14 protein-coding genes and 1 tRNA gene are annotated in these 16,095 nt (G+C 67.3%); 2 read left to right on the forward strand and 13 right to left on the reverse strand.

All coding sequences use genetic code 11. The annotated features are described in order from the left end of the window. Positions 1-506: 506 nt before the first annotated feature. Positions 507-1,163 carry a transglutaminase-like cysteine peptidase gene (locus VGN82_RS05035; protein WP_327525896.1) on the forward strand — a complete coding sequence of 219 codons (657 nt, stop codon included), beginning with the start codon at positions 507-509 and terminating at the stop codon, positions 1,161-1,163. Between the two features lie 95 nt (positions 1,164-1,258). On the opposite strand, the gene VGN82_RS05040 is transcribed toward VGN82_RS05035, so the two are convergent. The 3 genes from VGN82_RS05040 to VGN82_RS05050 all read right to left on the reverse strand — a co-directional run bounded on the left by VGN82_RS05040 (position 1,259) and on the right by VGN82_RS05050 (position 2,648). After that, positions 1,259-1,951 carry a carbonic anhydrase gene (locus tag VGN82_RS05040; RefSeq protein ID WP_327525897.1) on the reverse strand — a complete coding sequence of 231 codons (693 nt, stop codon included), beginning with the start codon at positions 1,949-1,951 and terminating at the stop codon, positions 1,259-1,261. Positions 1,952-2,020: 69 nt separating this feature from the next. Further along, entirely contained in the window at positions 2,021-2,338 is a 318-nt protein-coding gene (locus VGN82_RS05045) for a DUF167 family protein (protein WP_327525898.1), read from the reverse strand. A gap of 19 nt (positions 2,339-2,357) precedes the next feature. Continuing rightward, entirely contained in the window at positions 2,358-2,648 is a 291-nt protein-coding gene (locus tag VGN82_RS05050; RefSeq protein WP_327525899.1) for a YggT family protein, read from the reverse strand. Positions 2,649-2,790: 142 nt separating this feature from the next. On the opposite strand from VGN82_RS05050, the gene VGN82_RS05055 reads away from it, so the two are divergent. Continuing rightward, positions 2,791-2,866, forward strand: a tRNA-Ala gene (locus tag VGN82_RS05055). 80 nt (positions 2,867-2,946) lie between these two features. Here VGN82_RS05055 and VGN82_RS05060 read toward each other — a convergent pair. From VGN82_RS05060 to VGN82_RS05105, 10 genes are all read right to left on the reverse strand, one after another. Continuing rightward, a complete protein-coding gene (locus tag VGN82_RS05060) occupies positions 2,947-3,189 on the reverse strand; it encodes a formate dehydrogenase subunit delta (RefSeq protein ID WP_327525900.1) in 243 nt (80 codons plus the stop codon). 22 nt (positions 3,190-3,211) lie between these two features. Then, positions 3,212-4,054, reverse strand: coding sequence for a formate dehydrogenase accessory sulfurtransferase FdhD (gene fdhD, locus VGN82_RS05065; protein WP_327525901.1), 843 nt, complete (start codon positions 4,052-4,054; stop codon positions 3,212-3,214). Continuing rightward, positions 4,041-6,935, reverse strand: coding sequence for a formate dehydrogenase subunit alpha (gene fdhF, locus VGN82_RS05070; RefSeq protein ID WP_327525902.1), 2,895 nt, complete (start codon positions 6,933-6,935; stop codon positions 4,041-4,043). The genes fdhD and fdhF overlap by 14 nt, the downstream gene beginning before the upstream one ends. Positions 6,936-6,945: 10 nt before the next feature. After that, the gene (locus VGN82_RS05075; RefSeq protein WP_327525903.1) at positions 6,946-8,529 is read right to left on the reverse strand and encodes a formate dehydrogenase beta subunit; all 1,584 of its coding nucleotides are present in this window, start codon (positions 8,527-8,529) and stop codon (positions 6,946-6,948) included. Further along, entirely contained in the window at positions 8,526-8,993 is a 468-nt protein-coding gene (locus VGN82_RS05080; RefSeq protein ID WP_327525904.1) for an NAD(P)H-dependent oxidoreductase subunit E, read from the reverse strand. Before VGN82_RS05080 ends, VGN82_RS05075 begins: the two co-directional genes overlap by 4 nt. Positions 8,994-9,225: 232 nt before the next feature. After that, complete coding sequence (locus VGN82_RS05085; RefSeq protein WP_327525905.1) at positions 9,226-10,140, reverse strand: LysR family transcriptional regulator; 915 nt, start codon at positions 10,138-10,140, stop codon at positions 9,226-9,228. A gap of 90 nt (positions 10,141-10,230) precedes the next feature. Further along, entirely contained in the window at positions 10,231-10,440 is a 210-nt protein-coding gene (locus VGN82_RS05090; protein WP_327525906.1) for a hypothetical protein, read from the reverse strand. An 80-nt stretch (positions 10,441-10,520) separates the two neighbouring features. After that, positions 10,521-12,335, reverse strand: a complete 1,815-nt coding sequence (locus tag VGN82_RS05095) for a peptidoglycan L,D-endopeptidase MepK (protein ID WP_327525907.1) — start codon at positions 12,333-12,335, stop codon at positions 10,521-10,523. A 177-nt stretch (positions 12,336-12,512) separates the two neighbouring features. Next, a complete protein-coding gene (locus VGN82_RS05100) occupies positions 12,513-14,471 on the reverse strand; it encodes a L,D-transpeptidase scaffold domain-containing protein (protein WP_327525908.1) in 1,959 nt (652 codons plus the stop codon). Positions 14,472-14,577: 106 nt separating this feature from the next. Beyond that, positions 14,578-16,071: a sigma-54-dependent transcriptional regulator gene (locus VGN82_RS05105; RefSeq protein WP_327525909.1), complete on the reverse strand. Its 1,494-nt coding sequence runs from the start codon at positions 16,069-16,071 to the stop codon at positions 14,578-14,580. Positions 16,072-16,095 lie beyond the last annotated feature (24 nt).

The raw sequence follows: 16,095 nt of genomic DNA on the forward strand, positions 1-16,095 counted from the left end.
AAGCATTTACCCAAGCGTTTCGGGTTGAAAGAAAAATAAAGCAATTTTTCTCGCGGCTTGTTCACCTCATCCCGAGATGCCCGCTTTGTGACGTCAGTTCTTAACTCAGCGAGAACTGCGCCCATTGTTCCTTGTTGCTGTCGAATAGAGACGAGTCACAGGCAGAAGCCTGGAGAACCACTCAAGTGGTCGAGGTCTCGTCGCAACAGGGACCATAGAATATGGATCGGCTGTGCTTTGTACGCAGCGTGATGACGCTTGCCGGCGTCGTCGCTGCATTGGTCTTCATTGGCGACGCTGCTGCGAGCGACACGCGCTCGAGTCGGCCCGTCAGGCGCACTGCCGTGCCGCCTGCGCTCTCGACGGGTGTGCCGACGTTCTTCTCGATCGCCCAAGTTCTCTCCCGCCGCAACGGCATCGTCGAACCGCAGCCGGCTCAGAGCAGCGCCAATGAGGGGCTCCGGCTGGCTTCGACCGATCCTTTCGGGGGGCATGTCGCTGCCGAGATGCCGAAGCGCGACCCCTTCTCCCATCGCGGCTATGTTCAGTTCGGCACGACCAACGCGACGGTCGTCGCGAAGTGGAGTGCGGCTCAGAAGGACGTCGCTTCCGATCTGGCTGTCGTCGATCGCTGCGGCGCCGCGCAGGCGGATTGTCCGGCGGCCGCGCGCACCCTTCTCAACATCGCCAACGAGGCCCAGGCGCTTGCCTCGGACGAGCGGGTCGCGTTCGTCAACCGGACGGTCAATCGCGCCATCCGCTATGCCAGCGACCTGTCGCGCCATGGCGTTGTCGATGTCTGGTCATCGCCGCTCAAGGTTATCGGGGGCTTCGGTGATTGCGAAGACTACGCCATCGCGAAATACGCCCTCCTGCGTCGCCTGGGCGTCAGCGCCGACGACATCCGCATCCTGCTCGTCTGGGACCAGCGCGCGCTTGAGGATCATGCCGTCCTCGCGGTGCGCCGGAACGGCAGCTGGCTGATGCTCGACAACCGGTATGATGAGATCGCCGAAGATACCGACGCCACGCATTTCCGGCCGATCTTCGCGCTGCAGGATGCGGTTGTTAGCCTCTTCGCCGCGCCGATGACAAACATGATCGACCACGACAACGTGGCTCCGGCGAGCGGCTGGGCCGGGGAGGAAGCGCTCGCGCACTGACCCCGGCCGCAAGGCTGCGACGGATCGCCCACGGCCATCGGAAGGCCGGCCCGCGCAGGGGGCGACCGATCGGGTTCACTGAGCCGGCGTGCGCTCTAGTCGCAGCGGATCGGCTGAGCCTTGCGTGGCAGTTCGCCGATCGCGGGAACGAACTGGCCGGTCACGGGGTCAAGGATCATCAGCACACCCGTGGCGACGGCGAAATAGGCGCCATGCAGATGCAGCTTGCCCTTGCCCTCAAGGATCTGCACGCAGGGGAAGCTGCGCAGATTGGCGAGCGACTGCTGGATCGAGGCGAAGGCCAGGCGCTCGACATAGCCGTCCAACGTCTCGTGGCGCCCGCGCCCGCCGGAGCGTTCGGCGGCGGGGCCGATCAGCGTGATCCATTTGCCGATGAAGTCGCCCGAGGAGAGCGGGCCCTGCGTATCGTCGGCGAAGGCGCGGATGCCGCCGCAGCGGCCATGGCCGAGCACGACGATGTGCTCGACCTTCAACGCCTGCACCGCATATTCGAGCGCGGCAGAGGTGCCGTGGAGCTGGTCGTCGGGCGAGAAGGGCGGCACGAGATTCGCGACGTTGCGGACGACGAACATCTCGCCGGGCCCCGCATCGAAGATGACTTCCGGCGAGACCCGCGAATCGCAGCAGCCGATCAGGAGGATCTTCGGGGTCTGGCCGCTTTCGGCGAGTTTCTCGTAGCGATCCTTCTCGCGGTCGAAACGATCGTCGAGGAAGGCGCGGTAGCCTTCGGTCAGCCGATCGGGAAAGGGGGCTGCTGGCTTGTCCATGGCTCCTTGGAACAGGAGGCGCGCGGTTTCGTCAAGCGCATGCTGCAGCGCGGAAGGCTTCCGGGGACGTCATCCGAGCGCGATCTTCGCCTTCAGCCGGCCGACGAGGCTTTGTGCGTCGCCCGTCAACGCCACGGTCTTCAGGCGCGCAGTTGCGCCCGCGACAAGGGCGACGCCCGAGCGTGGCAGGTCGAGTTCACGGGCCAGAAGCGCGATCAGCGCGGCATTCGCCTCGCCGTCGCTGGGCGCCGCGCGCACCCGCACCTTCAGGATCGGGCGGCCATCGGCGAGGGTCTCGACACCGTCGATCGCGTCGCGGCCGCCGCGCGGGGTCAGCCTGACCGTCAGGCGCAAGCCGTCGTCGACGGCGGTCCAGGGCGCGGTCACGCCGTGCAGCGAACCGCCCTCAGAAGACGTTCGGGTAGATGTAACGGACGATCACGCTCTGGATGAAGAAGATGCCGAGCAGCAGGATGATCGGCGAGATGTCGAGGCCGCCGAGATTGGGCAGCATGTTGCGAATCGGGCGCAGCACCGGTTCGGTGACCCGGTAGAGCATGTCCCAGACGGTCGCGACGAACTGGTTGCGGGTGTTGAGGACGTTGAAGGCGATCAGCCAGCTCAGCACCGCCGAAATGATCAGCAGCCATGTGTAGATGTTCAAGGCGAGCATCACCACGTCGAGAACAGCACGCATCGGCATTCCTCTTGATCGTCGTTGAACAGCCGCGCTCCGTCCCCACCCGGCCGGTGGAACTCGCCCGAGAAACTCTCCTGAGAAACTCATGGCGAGGGCGATTGACAGACACGCGACGCAGGGCCTAGAAGGCCAGCGCCTCGGGGCTGTAGCTCAGTTGGGAGAGCGCTGCAATCGCACTGCAGAGGTCAGGGGTTCGAATCCCCTCAGCTCCACCAGGCCGCACGTAACGTGCTGATCTCCCACAATTCGCTTGAAAGCGGCGCCTTCGCGTGCCGTTGGGCTGTGGACGCCGTGCTCAGGCGTTTCGTGCGGGCGCGATCCTGGCGTGCGCCTGCCGCACCAGCGAGGACAGGGCCGAGGCGTCTTCCTCGAAGCCAGCGCGGAAATCCTCGCGCATCCGCTTGCTCCAGAACTGGTTGATGTGATCGGCGATCGCGGCGACCGCCTGCTGTTCCGGGTAGGCCTTGAAGTAGTCGCCGATCTGGTTGGCCATGCGCGCGAGCTTGGCGTGCTTTTCGCCCGCATCGTTTCCGATCATCGATTGCCGTCCTTCGTCTTGGTCATCGCGCCTGCGCCTCGGCGGTCTCAGCGAGGTGACCGGCGTAGAGCGTCGCGCCGTTGCCGCGCGCAGTGCAGATCAGCGTCAGGCCGAGCGCCCTCGCACGCTCGATTGCCAGCGAGGTTGGCGCCGAGATCGTAACCAGTGTCCGTGCCCCGAAGATCGCCGTCTTCTCGATCATCTCGAACGACGCGCGGCTGGTGACCAGGATGAAGCCGTTGCCGGCCTCGTGGCCGGCCCTCAGCCGGGCGCCGATCAGCTTGTCCAAGGCGTTGTGCCGGCCGACATCCTCGCGCGCGGCGAGGATCGTGCCGCGATTGTCGCACCAGGCCGCGGCATGGACGGCGCGGGTCAGGCGATGCAGCGGCTGATGGCGTTCGAGCGCGGCCAGCGCTGATGCGACGGCTTCCGCCCGTATCGGTGGGAGGGGCGACATGCCGCCCCGGGCGACTGGCATTTCGGCAAGCGTCTCGACGCCGCAAAGGCCGCAGGATGTGCGGCCTGACAGGTTGCGCCGGCGCGCCAAATGTTCGCGGAAGCGGCCGGGCACGAGATCGACCGTCACGACGATGCCATCGCGCTGCGGCGCCACCTCGATGCCCCTGATCTCTCCGGCTTGGGCGACGATGCCCTCGGTCAGGCTGAAGCCGGTGACGAAATCCTCGAGATCGGACGGCGTCGCCATCATCACCGCATAGGGCTGGTTGCCGTAGACGATGTTGATCGGCGCCTCGACGGCGACCTCGGCGCTCACCGCCGCGCCGGGCCCGGTGGCAAAGCGCACCGGTGCCGCCTCGACGGCCCAACTTGCCGGGGGCTGGGCGGGCGAACTATTCCGCGGCATCCGGCAGCCGTCCCGTGTTCTTGCCCGCGATCCGGCGCAGCGAGACGTCCTCTTCGCGATTGCGCTCCTGCCATTGCGAATAATAGTTCGTGCGCCGGACCTCGACGGCGGTCACCTTGTATTCCGGGCAGTTCGTCGCCCAGTCGGAATAGTCCGTCGTGATGACGTTCGCGCCGGTCTCGGCATGGTGGAAGGTGGTGTAGACGACGCCGGGCTGCATGCGCTCGGAGACCTCGGCGCGCAGCGAGATGTCGCCCGATCGGCTGGTGAGTGCGACGAGATCGCCCGTCTTAACGCCGCGGTTCTCGGCGTCGAAGGGGTGAATCTCCAGCACGTCCTCGTCATGCCAGGCACCGTTGGCGGTACGCCTGGTCTGCGCGCCGACATTGTATTGCGACAGGATGCGTCCCGTCGTCAGGATCAGCGGGAAGCGCGCGCCCGTCCGTTCCTCGGTCGGCACGAACTCCGTGATCATGAACTTGCCCTTGCCGCGCACGAAGCGGTCGACATGCATCAGCGGCGTGCCGGCCGGCGCCTTTTCGTTGCAGGGCCATTGCACCGAGCCGAGCCGTTCGAGCTTGTCGTAGCTGACGCCAGCGAAGCTCGGTGTCAGCCTTGCGATCTCGTCCATGATTTCGGAAGGGTGGGAATAGGCCATCTCGTAGCCGAGGGCCCGGGCGAAATCGAGCGTGACCTGCCATTCGGACTTGCCCGAGAGCGGCGCCATCACCTGCCTGACGCGATTGATGCGGCGCTCGGCATTGGTGAAGGTGCCGTCCTTCTCCAGGAAGGAGGAGCCCGGCAGGAAGACATGGGCGTATTTCGCGGTCTCGTTCAGGAACAGGTCCTGCACCACGACACATTCCATCGCCGACAGCCCGGCCGTGACATGCTGGGTATTGGGATCGGACTGGGCGATGTCCTCGCCCTGGACGTAGAGCGCCTTGAAGGTGCCGCCGACGGCCTCGTCGAGCATGTTGGGGATGCGCAGGCCCGGCTCCAGATCGAGCGTCACGCCCCACATCATCTCGAAGACCTGCCGCGTGGCATCGTCCGAGACGTGGCGGTAGCCGGTGAACTCGTGCGGGAAAGAGCCCATGTCGCAGGCGCCCTGGACATTGTTCTGGCCGCGCAGCGGATTGATGCCGACGCCGTCGCGGCCGATATTGCCGGTCGCCATGGCGAGGTTGGCCATGCCCATCACCATGGTCGAGCCCTGGCTGTGCTCGGTGACGCCGAGGCCGTAATAGATCGCGCCGTTGCCGCCCCTGGCATAGAGCCGCGCCGCCTCCCGCACATCGGCGGCGGGAACCCCGGTGAACTGTTCGCTGGCCTCGGGGGAATTCTGCTCCTGCGCGATGAAGCGGGCCCAGATCTCGAAATCGGCGAGGTCGCAGCGCTCGCGGACATAATCCTCGTCGATCAGCCCCTCGGTGACGACGACATGGGCGAGCGCGTTGATCAGCGCGACATTGGTGCCGGGCTTGAGCTGGAGATGATAGTCGGCCTTGATATGGGGCGACTTGACGATGTCGGTGCGGCGCGGGTCGGCGACGATGAGCTTCGCCCCCTCGCGCAGGCGCTTCTTCATGCGCGAGGCGAAGACCGGGTGGCCGTCCGTCGGGTTAGCGCCGATGACGAGGATGACGTCGGCCTTGGCGACCGACTTGAAGTCCTGGGTGCCGGCGGAGGTTCCCAGCGTCGTCTTCAGCCCGTAGCCCGTCGGCGAGTGGCAGACGCGGGCGCAGGTATCGACATTGTTGTTGCCGAAGCCGGCGCGCACCAGCTTCTGCACGAGGAAGACCTCCTCATTGGTGCAGCGAGACGAGGTGATGGCGCCGAGCGACTCCCGGCCGTATTTCGCCTGGATGCGCTTGAACTCGGAGGCCGCGTGCTGAATGGCCTCGTCCCATGACACTTCGCGCCAGGGATCGGTGATCTTCTCGCGGATCATCGGCCTGGTGATCCGGTCGGCATGGGTGGCGTAGCCCCAGGCGAAGCGGCCCTTCACACAGGAATGGCCCTCATTGGCCTTGCCGTCCTTGTAGGGCACCATGCGGACGACCTTGTCGCCCTGCATCTCCGCCTTGAAGGAGCAGCCGACGCCGCAATAGGCGCAGGTCGTGACTTTGGAATGCTCCGGCTGGCCCATGGCGATGACGCTGTTCTCCATCAGCGTCGCGGTCGGGCAGGCCTGTACGCAGGCGCCGCAAGAGACGCATTCGGAGCCGAGGAAATCGGTCGGGCCGGGGGCGACGCGCGAGTCGAAGCCCCGCCCGGTGATCGTCAGGGCGAAGGTGCCCTGTACCTCCTCGCAGGCCCGGACACAGCGGTTGCAGACGATGCATTTGGTCGGGTCATAGGTGAAATACGGGTTCGAGCTGTCGAGGCCGAGCCAGTTCTCGTTGGCGAGGCCGTCGGCCGTCTTGGCGAAGACGTGGTTCTCGCCCTCATAGCCGTAGCGAACTTCGCGCAAGCCCACGGCGCCCGCCATGTCCTGCAATTCGCAGTCGCCATTGGCCGAGCAGGTCAGGCAATCCAGCGGATGGTCGGAAATGTAGAGCTCCATCACGCCCTTGCGCAGGCCGGAGAGATTCTCCGACTGCGTGCGGACCACCATGCCGTCCTCGGCCGGCGTCGTGCAGGAGGCAGGGGTCCCGCGCCTGCCTTCGATCTCGACCAGACAGAGCCGGCAGGAGCCGAACGGCTCCAGCGAGTCGGTGGCGCAGAGCTTCGGGATCTTGGTGCCGAGGCTCATCGCCGCAGCCATCACCGAGGTGCCGGCCGGCACCGTGACGCTTTCTCCGTCGATCGTCAGCGTTACCGTCTTCTCCGAAACCCGGATCGGCGTGCCGAAATCGATCTCCTTGATCAGGCTCATGGCAGGCTCCTTACTCGGCGGCCAGCGGGAACGTCTTGGACGGCGGCGGCCGGTCGAAATCCTCTGCGAAATGGTTCAGCGCGCTCATCACCGGCATCGGCGTCAGGCCGCCCATGGCGCAGAGCGAGGCGTCGGTCATCAGCTTCGACAGGTCGCGCAGCACGGCGATGTTCTTCGGCCGGTCGATATTCGCGATGATGCGGTCCATCGTCTCGACGCCACGCGTCGCGCCGATCCGGCAGGGCGTGCACTTGCCGCAGCTCTCCTTGGCGCAGAACTCGAAGGCGAAGCGCGCCTGCCTGGCCATGTCGACGCTGTCGTCGAAGACGACGATGCCGCCATGGCCGAGCATCGCCTTCATCGCGGCCAGCGCCTCGTAATCCATGGCGACGTCGAGTTGGGCCGCGGTCAGATAGGCGCCGAGCGGCCCGCCGACCTGCACCGCGCGGATCGGACGGCCCGAGAGGGTACCGCCGCCGAGATCCTCGATGATCTCGCGCAAGCTGATGCCAAAGGCGAGCTCGATCAGACCGCCGCGCTTGACGTTGCCGCCGAGTTGCACCGGCAGCGTGCCGCGCGAACGGCCGAGCCCGTAATCGGCATAGGTCTGCGCACCGTGTTGCAGGATCCACGGTACCGCGGCGAAGGACAGCACGTTGTTGACGACGGTCGGCTTGCCGAACAGGCCCTGCAGGGCCGGCAGCGGTGGCTTGGCACGCACGATCGCGCGCTTGCCTTCGAGGCTTTCGAGCAGCGAGGTCTCCTCGCCGCAGATATAGGCCCCGGCGCCGAGGCGGGCCTCGAGATGGAACGCATGGCCCGAACCGAGCACGCTGTCGCCGAGGATACCGGCGCTCTCGGCCTTCAGGATGGCGCGCTGCAGCGTCCGGAAGGCATGCGGATATTCCGAGCGCAGATAGATGTAGCCACGGGTCGCGCCGACCGCGAGCGCGGCGATCGCCATGCCCTCGATCAGCATAAAGGGGTCGCCTTCGATCAGCATGCGGTCGGCGAAGGTGCCGCTGTCGCCCTCGTCGGCATTGCAGACGATGTATTTCTGCTCCGCCTGCGCGTCATGTACGGTCTTCCACTTGATGCCGGTCGGGAAGCCCGCCCCACCGCGCCCGCGCAGGCCCGACGCCCTGACCGCCTCGACGATCTCCGCTCCGGTCATGCCGAGCGCGGCGTTCAACCCAGCGAGCCCGTCATGGGTGCGGTAATCGGCCAGCGACAACGGATCGGTGACGCCGATCCGGGCGAAGGTCAGGCGCTGCTGCCGCTTCATCCAGTCCAGCTCTTCGGTGAGGCCCAGGCGCAGAGCATGAGGCGAACCGAAGTGGAAGCCGGTCTCGAACAGGCCCGCGACATCCCTGGCTACGACCGGGCCATAGGCGATGCGGCCGTCCTCGCTCTCGACCTCGACGAGCGGCTCGAGCCAGAGCATGCCGCGCGAGCCGTTGCGGACGATATCGACCGCGATACCGCGCGACTGGGCCTCGCGGGCGATCGCCTCTGCGACGCGCCCGGCGCCGACCGACAGGGCCGCCGCATCGATGGGCACGAAGATCCGGATCGGGGCGGCAGCCGGGCTCATGCGTGGGCTCCGTGACAGAGCTCGGCCAGCCTGTCGGCATCGATGCGGCCAACGAGTTCCCCGTCGATCAGTGCCGAAGGACCCAAGGCGCAGTTTCCGAGGCAGTAGACGGTCTCGACTGCAACGGCGCCGGCATGGCCGTCGACGGTGATGCCGTAATCGCGCTCGAGGTGATCGACGAGCGCCTCGCAACCTAGCGCCTGGCAGGCCTCGGCGCGACAGAGTTTGACCACGCGGGCCGGCTGCGGAGCCGTCTTGAAATCATGGTAGAAGGAGATCGTGCCGTGGACCTCGGCGCGCGACAGGTTCAGGGCATCGGAGATCAGTGCTACCGCCTTGGGATCGACATAGCCGAACGTGGCCTGAAGGGCGTGCAGGATCGGCAGTGCTGCGCCTTCAAGATGAGCAAAACCGGCGACGATGGAGCGCGCCTCATCCTGATCCCAGGCTGGATACTCGGCCATCGTCCCTCCGATCTGAAGCGTTCTTCGGCTCCTCGACAGGATGAGAGGGTGGCGAAGTTTAGGATGATTTCAAATCGTTTGTTCCGACTGAGTGATAGGTCACGACTATCAATTCGAGGCAAAGGCTGTGCTGGACGGAGGATGTCCGACTTCCAGAAGGCGCATTCTGCAGATGGCTTCGGGCCGTCAGGTGCCTGCGGTCCAAGTTTGAACCGAATGCGATAGGTCCGGTCTATTTGACGATTGGCCGACGCTGCAGCGCCGCCTCGGTCACGGTGCCGGACATCATCAGCAGGTTGCGGGCCAACGGCGCCGCCGGCTGGCGGTCGGCCATGATCAGGCCGATCGTGCGCTTCGCCCTGGGCTCGACCAGCGGCAACGCCTTGGTGCCGAGCGGCAGGCCGAAGAACTCCAGCAATTGGGACGAGACGATGCTGGAGACGCCCTGGATGCCGGCATGCGAGCAGAGATTGAAGATCGAATTGGTTTCGATCGCCGGCTTCGGCGCATGGCCGACCGAGCGGAAGATGCCGTCGATGATGCGCCGGTTCTGCATGTCCGCCGTGAGCAGGCAGAGCTTCAGGCCCGCGGCCTCGGCCCAGGTAATGGTCTCGCGTTCGCCGAGCGGCCCGTCCTCGCGGGTCAGGAGCACGTAGGATTCCTGATAGATCGGCTTCGAGATGACCCGTTCGAGCGGCTCGTTGTCGAGATAGGTCAGGCCGACATCGAGCTCGAAATTGTCGATCCCGTCCTGAATCTCGGTCGAGGTCAGAGACAGCACCGCAAGCGAGGCGCCGGGGTAGCGTGTCGAGAATGGTGCGGTGATATGGGCGATCATCGGCAGGGCCGTCGGGACGGCCCCGAGCCTGATCCTGCCACTGACGCCCTCGCGCAGTTCCGCGATCGCGTCCTTCATCTGGTCGGCTTCGGCGAGGATGCGGCGGGCGTGGGCGAGCACGACCTCGCCTTCCCGGGTCAGACCCTGGAAGCGCCGGCCGCGCTCGACGATCAGGACGCCGAGCTCCTCCTCGAGCTGCACGATGGCGGCCGACAACGTCGGTTGCGAGACGTGGCAGGCCTCGGCGGCGCGGCGGAAGTGCTTCTCGCGGGCGAGCGCGTCGAGATAGATGAGCTGGCGTATGATCATCGACCAACTGCCGTTACGCGAAGTTGGGATCAGCTATGCCACAATGCCCGCCGGAAAGCGCCGCCGCATTTTGACGGCGCTCTGACGGCGTCAGCCGTGCTCGCACTCGGCGAGGTAGGCGGCTTCCAGCATCTCGCGGCAGGCGGCGGCCTGCTCGCGCACGGCTTCCAGCGTGACATGGTTGCCGATGTCGGTCAGATCGCGCAGCGCGAAATCCACGGCCGAGAGCAGATCGAGCGCGAGCCCGACCGGGGCGACTTCCCGATTTTGCGGCAGTCGAAACTGCAGAACCTGTCCCATCTCACTCTCACTGCTGGCGAATCGCCGGCAGTGTGACGCGAGCGGGGTCAGCAATCGGTTAACGCGGGGGACGGATCGGTTCAGTTCTGAACGAAGTTGGTCGGCAGCGCCCGCACGGCCGGACCGCTGAAGGAGCCGGTCTTGGCGTCGCTCGGCTCGGCATGGCTGAAACCGAGCGCAGCGGCCGGGCTGGGTCCCGCGATCGGAGCGCTGGCATGCGAGGTCGCCTTGGCGCGAGCGGTCGCCACCGTCACGCTGGTGCCGGCAGGGGCGGGGGTGCGCGCCACCGCGGCGAAGAGTGAATCAAGGCCTGTGCGGTCGGCGTCATACTGAGCCACGATCGGCGTGGCGGCATGTCGGGCGGGCGTCGACGCGGCGACGCTCACGCCACCGGTCTGCGGTCGGCTGGGCGGCAGCGGATGGCTGACCGTGACGAGGCGGCCTTCCGGAACGGCTGGCTGCGTCGCCGCGTCCGAGCCGCGGAGGCCCGGCTGGGCCGACAGCGCCTGCGTGGTCGAGTGACTCGCCAGGGCGAAGGGCGCCAGGGCGGTCGGCCGCATCGGCGGCAAGGGTGCGTTGGTCGGCCGGCCGGCGATCACCGTCTCGGCCAGGCCCGCGATTTCGCCCGGCCGCCGTGGCGGCAGGGCCGCGAGGACGAGCTTTTGATCGGCAGGTGCCGGCTGCTGGGCAAAGGCGAGTGCGCCGCCGGCTCCCGGCAGCGCGGCGACCTGGACCGGGCCGTCGCCGGGCTGCTGTGGCAGGGTCAGGCCGCGCGGACGGGCGAGCGGGATCGGGGCATCGACGAGGGACGGCCGGCTCTCCTGCGGCGGCAGAGGCGCCGCAGCGGCATTGACGGGAGCGACCGCCTGGGCCGCCGGCGGCTCGCCGGCGCGGGGCGCCAGCCGGTCGGCCCGCTCGCGTGCCAGGGAGCGCGGGGCGGGTTCAGGAGCCGCCATGGCGACGGCAAAGCGGCCGCCATCGTTGGAATTGTTGTCTTCGTAGCCGCTGTTGGCATAGGCCATGACGGTGGGCTGAGGCCGCGGCGCGGCGCGGCGACCGCGGGTCGGGCGGGCATCCGCCTCTTCTTCGTCGCCGCCGAACAGCGCGGCCCAGAGGCTCTTGCGGCCCGACGAGATCACCGCGCCCTCGTCGAGATCGGCGGCGGCATAGCCGGCGACGGCGCCGCCGCCCGCCAGGATCTCGGCCTTGGCCAATTCATAGCCGCCCAAGGGTTGGCCGTCCGCCGGAAGGTGGACGGTCTTCTCGTCGGGGAACAGGCGAACGAGCTGATCGCGCGTCATGCGCGGCCAGGAGCGAACCGAGCCGGCGTCGAGATGCACGAAGGGGGTGTGGGCGCCAGGGTAGAAGCCGACGCCGCCGCGCTGGAGTCGCATTCCGGCTTCGCGGATGCGGGCGGTCGGCGTGTCCGGCAGATAGAAGTCCATCGCCTTGCCGAGCATGTGCTGGCTGTGCTTGGCGACGGCGCTGGAGCGGCGGCGCAGCATCGAATTGGTGCCCGGCGAGCGATAGGCCGAGACGACATGGAAAGGCTGTTCGGAGCCGACCATGCGCTGCACCTCCCAGGCGACGTCGAACAGGCGCGGATCCATCCGGATCGGCTCGTCGGTGCGCCAGTCGCGCAGGGCCCAGTTCAGCTTTTCGAGGCCTTCGGATAGATAGCGGCCGTCACGCTTGAAGGTGACGGTCGTCTCCTCCTTGGTGTGCATGTGCCGGATGGTCAGCGTGCGGGTGTCGCCATTGGCGATGGCGTCCTGGGTACCGCGCACGCCGAGCAGCAGTGCGCCCGCTGCGACGCCCAGCGCCAGCGCCCGACGAAGAACCGGCTTCGAGCGCGACAGAGGCCGTCCCGAAAGCGTGGCGTTTGACCTGCCCAATCTGCCTGACCCGTCTCGATGCCCCGGCTGAGCGGCGCGAATGAACGTGAACGAACAGTTGCGGAGAAGCGTTAACGATTGGTTAGCAAGCCGGGATTTGGCATGCCAACATTTTTTGCGTTCCGCTGGCTAGCTGTGGATCGTGGCGAAAAGGTGCCCAAATTTCAGCCAGTTGGATCAGCCCTGCTGTTCGAGCGCCTGTCGCACCATGCGGTGGAAGCCATAGAGATCCTCGAAGGTCGTCAGCTTGCCGTCCGCTCCGACGACATGGGTGTTGTAGACGAGGTGGATCGGCAGCGGCTGCGGCAGGTTGATGCGGCGCTCGCCGGAGCCGATCAGGCGCTTGAGCCGCTCATGCGTCCATTCCGCGCCGAGCACCTGGTCGGCGAGCATGAAGGGGTTGTCGACGCGGACGCAGCCATGGCTGAAGGCGCGCCGCTCATTGGCGAAGAGCCGGCGGTTGGGCGTGTCGTGCAGGTAGACCGCATGTTCGTTCGGGAACATGAACTTGATCCAGCCGAGCGCGTTGCGCTCGCCCGGCGGCTGACGCACCGAGATGCCGCCGCCCTTGCTGCGGGTCACGACATAGCCGCGCTTGGCCGCGTATTCCGGATCCGCAGCCAGACCCGGGATGAATTCCTTCTTCAGGATCGAGGGCGGCACATACCAGGACGGGTTGACGATCACATGGTCCATCTTGTGCGAGAAGATGGGCGTCGCGGTTTCGGGCTTGCCGACGATGGCGCGCGTCTCATGGACGACCCGCCCCTGTTCGACGACGCGAACGCGGAACTCGGGCACGTTGACCATGATGTGCTTGGCGCCGAGATCGACGGGCAGCCAGCGCCAGCGCTCCATCTGGGCGACGATATCCTGCTCGCCGCGGGCTCGCGCCGGCGTGCCGAGCGCGGCCAGCGTCTGCGCGCCGAGGATGCCGTTGGCGGGAAGGCCGGCCTGCTTCTGGAAGGCGGCGAGAGCGGTCGCCGTCGAGCGGTCGAAGACCGGCTCTTCGGTCGGGCCGAGGCCGAGCCTGGCGCGCACCAGCGGAACACGCTCGTCGCGCATGCCGAGCTTCAGGGCAGGGCCGGCCGGGATCCGCACCAGCGGCGTATCGTCGAGATGTTCACGGAGCTCCGCGAGCTTGGCCTTGAGGCGGCGATAGCCTTCATGCTGCGGGTTGTAGCCGGCGAGAACGGCGCCGGCATCTGTCGCGCCGCTCAGCTCCGACAGGACCTCGGTGGCCGAAGGCAGAGACAGCGTCGGCGTCAGCAGCTTCGAGAGACGGCGAGGCTCGATGCGGGCGCCGCGCGCATCGCGGGCATAGAGCACGACGAGCGCGGAGAGCCTGACATCGGCCTCCGCGAGGCTGCCCTTGTCGCTGGCCTCGAAGGCCGGCAGCGGGTAGTCGGCCGGGCGCAGCCCGTCCTCGGTGGCGCGGCTGAGCCGTGCTGTCAGGCGCTTGCCGGCCTCGCTCCAGCCCTTGCCGTCGATCCAGAGTGGCTTGTTGCCGTTGGCCTCATAGGCGGCGAGGATGTCGGCGCGCTCGCGCTCGCCGAGGCGCGGCAGGGCCAGGGCCTCGGCGGCACGCTTCGTGATGTCCGCGGCGAATTCGGAGGCCGGGGGCAGATCGACCACGACCTTGGGCAGGTCGGGCGGCGCGATCAGCGGTTCGGCCGAGCGCATCGGCGGAGTCGTGGGCTCAGGGGCGGCTTCGGGCTTGATGACCGGGGTCAGCGCCGGGTCGGCGGGCGGCAACTCGATCTCGGGTATGTCGAGTTCGACGGGCTCGTCCGGCGTCGCGGCCGGCGCTGCGGGCAGGTCCGGCGTGACGAGGCTGCCATGCGGCTGGGCCGAGGGCGTGACCGCGCCGGTCACCATGCCGGGCTCGGAATCGGCGGTGCCGGCCGTCGCAGAGCGGGCGTCGGCGGGTGTGTCCGGCGTCGCCTCGGCCCTGGCCTGCGGCTGAGCTGCGGCCGGCTTTTCACCGTCAAGGATAACGAGCGCAGGCTGCTCCGGCAGCGGAATCCCCAGCGTCGGATCGGTGCCGGCGCCGCCCTCGGCGAGGGCTGCGGCACATCCGAGAGAGAGCGCCAGAGCCGAGACGCAAGCCAGATTCGCCCATTGGCGACGACGCATGGTCGCTATCCCTGAATTCTGCCGAGTGCCGCCATTCCTGCGTGACTCGGTCCGTTACGACAAGATGCGGCAGCGCAACACGCGGCTGCATTCGGTTGGTCGCGGCTCAGGCCGCGTCGGTTTCATCCGCGCCCGATTCAGGCTCGATCAGCCCGTAATCCTTGAGCTTGCGGTAGAGGGTCGAGCGGCCGATACCGAGCTTGCGCGAGATCTCGGACATGTGGCCGCGATAATGCACCAGCGCGAATTTGATGATCTCGCGCTCGAGCTCGTCGAGCTTGCGCATGTCGGAGCCCTCGACGAGGTCGAGAGCATTGGGGTCGCGCACCGGCATCTGGATGATGCGCGGCGACTCGCTGCGCGCCTCCGCCGGTCCGAGCGGCGCGGGCGCCGGCGGGATGCGGACGTCGAAGCCGTCCATCTGCGCCGCGATCTGCGGGAATTCGGCGACGGTGAGCTCGTCGCCATCGGCGAGCACCACCGCGCGGAACATCGCGTTCTCGAGCTGGCGGACATTGCCCGGCCAGTCATAGCCGCCGATCAGGGACAGCGCCTCGGCGGAGATGCCGCGCAGCTTCTTGCCTTCCTCGGCAGCGAAGCGGGCGAGGAAGCCGCGCGCCAGATCGGGGATGTCCTCGCGGCGCTGACGCAGCGGCGGCAGGGTGATCGGGAAGACGTTGAGCCGGTAGTAGAGGTCCTCGCGGAACTCACCGGCCTTGACCTGGTCGAGCAGGCTCTTGTTCGTCGCGGAGATGATGCGGATGTCGACGCGCACTGATTTCTTGCCGCCGACCGGATCGACCTCGCCCTCCTGGATGGCGCGCAACAGCTTGACCTGCGCGTCGAGAGGCAGTTCGCCGACCTCGTCGAGGAAAAGGGTGCCGCCATTGGCCTCGACGAATTTGCCGACATGGCGTTCGGTCGCGCCGGTGAATGAGCCCTTCTCGTGGCCGAACAGGATCGATTCGACGAGGTTGTGCGGGATCGCACCGCAGTTCACGGTGACGAAGGGCTTGCCCTTGCGGTCGCTGGAGCCCTGGATCGCGCGGGCAAGCACCTCCTTGCCGACGCCGGACTCACCCTCGACCAGGATCGGGATGTTCGACTTCGCCGCGCGTTCGGCGAGGCGCACGACGCGGGCCATGTCGGCGCTCTTGGTGGCGAGGTCGCGGAAGCCGAGCGTGCCGGCGTTGCGCCGCTTGATGTGGCGCAGCTCGTGCTCGAGGGCGCCGAGCTTGAGCGCATTCTTGAGCGAGATCTGCAGGCGTTCGGCGCCGACCGGCTTGACGACGAAGTCGATCGCGCCGGCACGCATCGCCTGCACGACGGTCTCGATCGAGCCATTGGCCGTCTGCACGATGACGGGGGTCTCGATGCCGCGCTCGCGCAGGGCGGCGAGCACGCCCATGCCGTCGAGCTCGGGCATGACGAGGTCGAGGACGACCGCATCGAAGCGCTCGCCGCCGGGCCCGGCGATTTGCTGGAGCGCATCGTGGCCGGTTTCGGCGGTGACGACGTCATAGCCGAAGCGCTTGAGCATGGCGTCGAGCAGGCGCCGCTGGACGGGATCGTCGTCGACGACGAGGACGGTGGCTGTCATGACACCTCGGTAGCCGGGCACGGG

Source organism: Allobosea sp. (assembly GCF_035999205.1).
GTDB lineage: Bacteria > Pseudomonadota > Alphaproteobacteria > Rhizobiales > Beijerinckiaceae > Allobosea.

Bases quoted from the DNA above. Each gene is read 5' to 3' on its own strand.
- VGN82_RS05080 (WP_327525904.1), bottom strand. From the start codon at position 8,993: ATGGCCGAGTATCCAGCCTGGGATCAGGATGAGGCGCGCTCCATCGTC.
- VGN82_RS05085 (WP_327525905.1), bottom strand. From the start codon at position 10,140: ATGATCATACGCCAGCTCATCTATCTCGACGCGCTCGCCCGCGAGAAG.
- VGN82_RS05040 (WP_327525897.1), bottom strand. From the start codon at position 1,951: ATGGACAAGCCAGCAGCCCCCTTTCCCGATCGGCTGACCGAAGGCTAC.
- fdhF (WP_327525902.1), bottom strand. From the start codon at position 6,935: ATGAGCCTGATCAAGGAGATCGATTTCGGCACGCCGATCCGGGTTTCG.
- VGN82_RS05075 (WP_327525903.1), bottom strand. From the start codon at position 8,529: ATGAGCCCGGCTGCCGCCCCGATCCGGATCTTCGTGCCCATCGATGCG.
- fdhD (WP_327525901.1), bottom strand. From the start codon at position 4,054: ATGCCGCGGAATAGTTCGCCCGCCCAGCCCCCGGCAAGTTGGGCCGTC.
- VGN82_RS05090 (WP_327525906.1), bottom strand. From the start codon at position 10,440: ATGGGACAGGTTCTGCAGTTTCGACTGCCGCAAAATCGGGAAGTCGCC.
- VGN82_RS05050 (WP_327525899.1), bottom strand. From the start codon at position 2,648: ATGCGTGCTGTTCTCGACGTGGTGATGCTCGCCTTGAACATCTACACA.
- VGN82_RS05060 (WP_327525900.1), bottom strand. From the start codon at position 3,189: ATGATCGGAAACGATGCGGGCGAAAAGCACGCCAAGCTCGCGCGCATG.
- VGN82_RS05100 (WP_327525908.1), bottom strand. From the start codon at position 14,471: ATGCGTCGTCGCCAATGGGCGAATCTGGCTTGCGTCTCGGCTCTGGCG.
- VGN82_RS05105 (WP_327525909.1), bottom strand. From the start codon at position 16,071: ATGACAGCCACCGTCCTCGTCGTCGACGACGATCCCGTCCAGCGGCGC.
- VGN82_RS05035 (WP_327525896.1), top strand. From the start codon at position 507: ATGCCGAAGCGCGACCCCTTCTCCCATCGCGGCTATGTTCAGTTCGGC.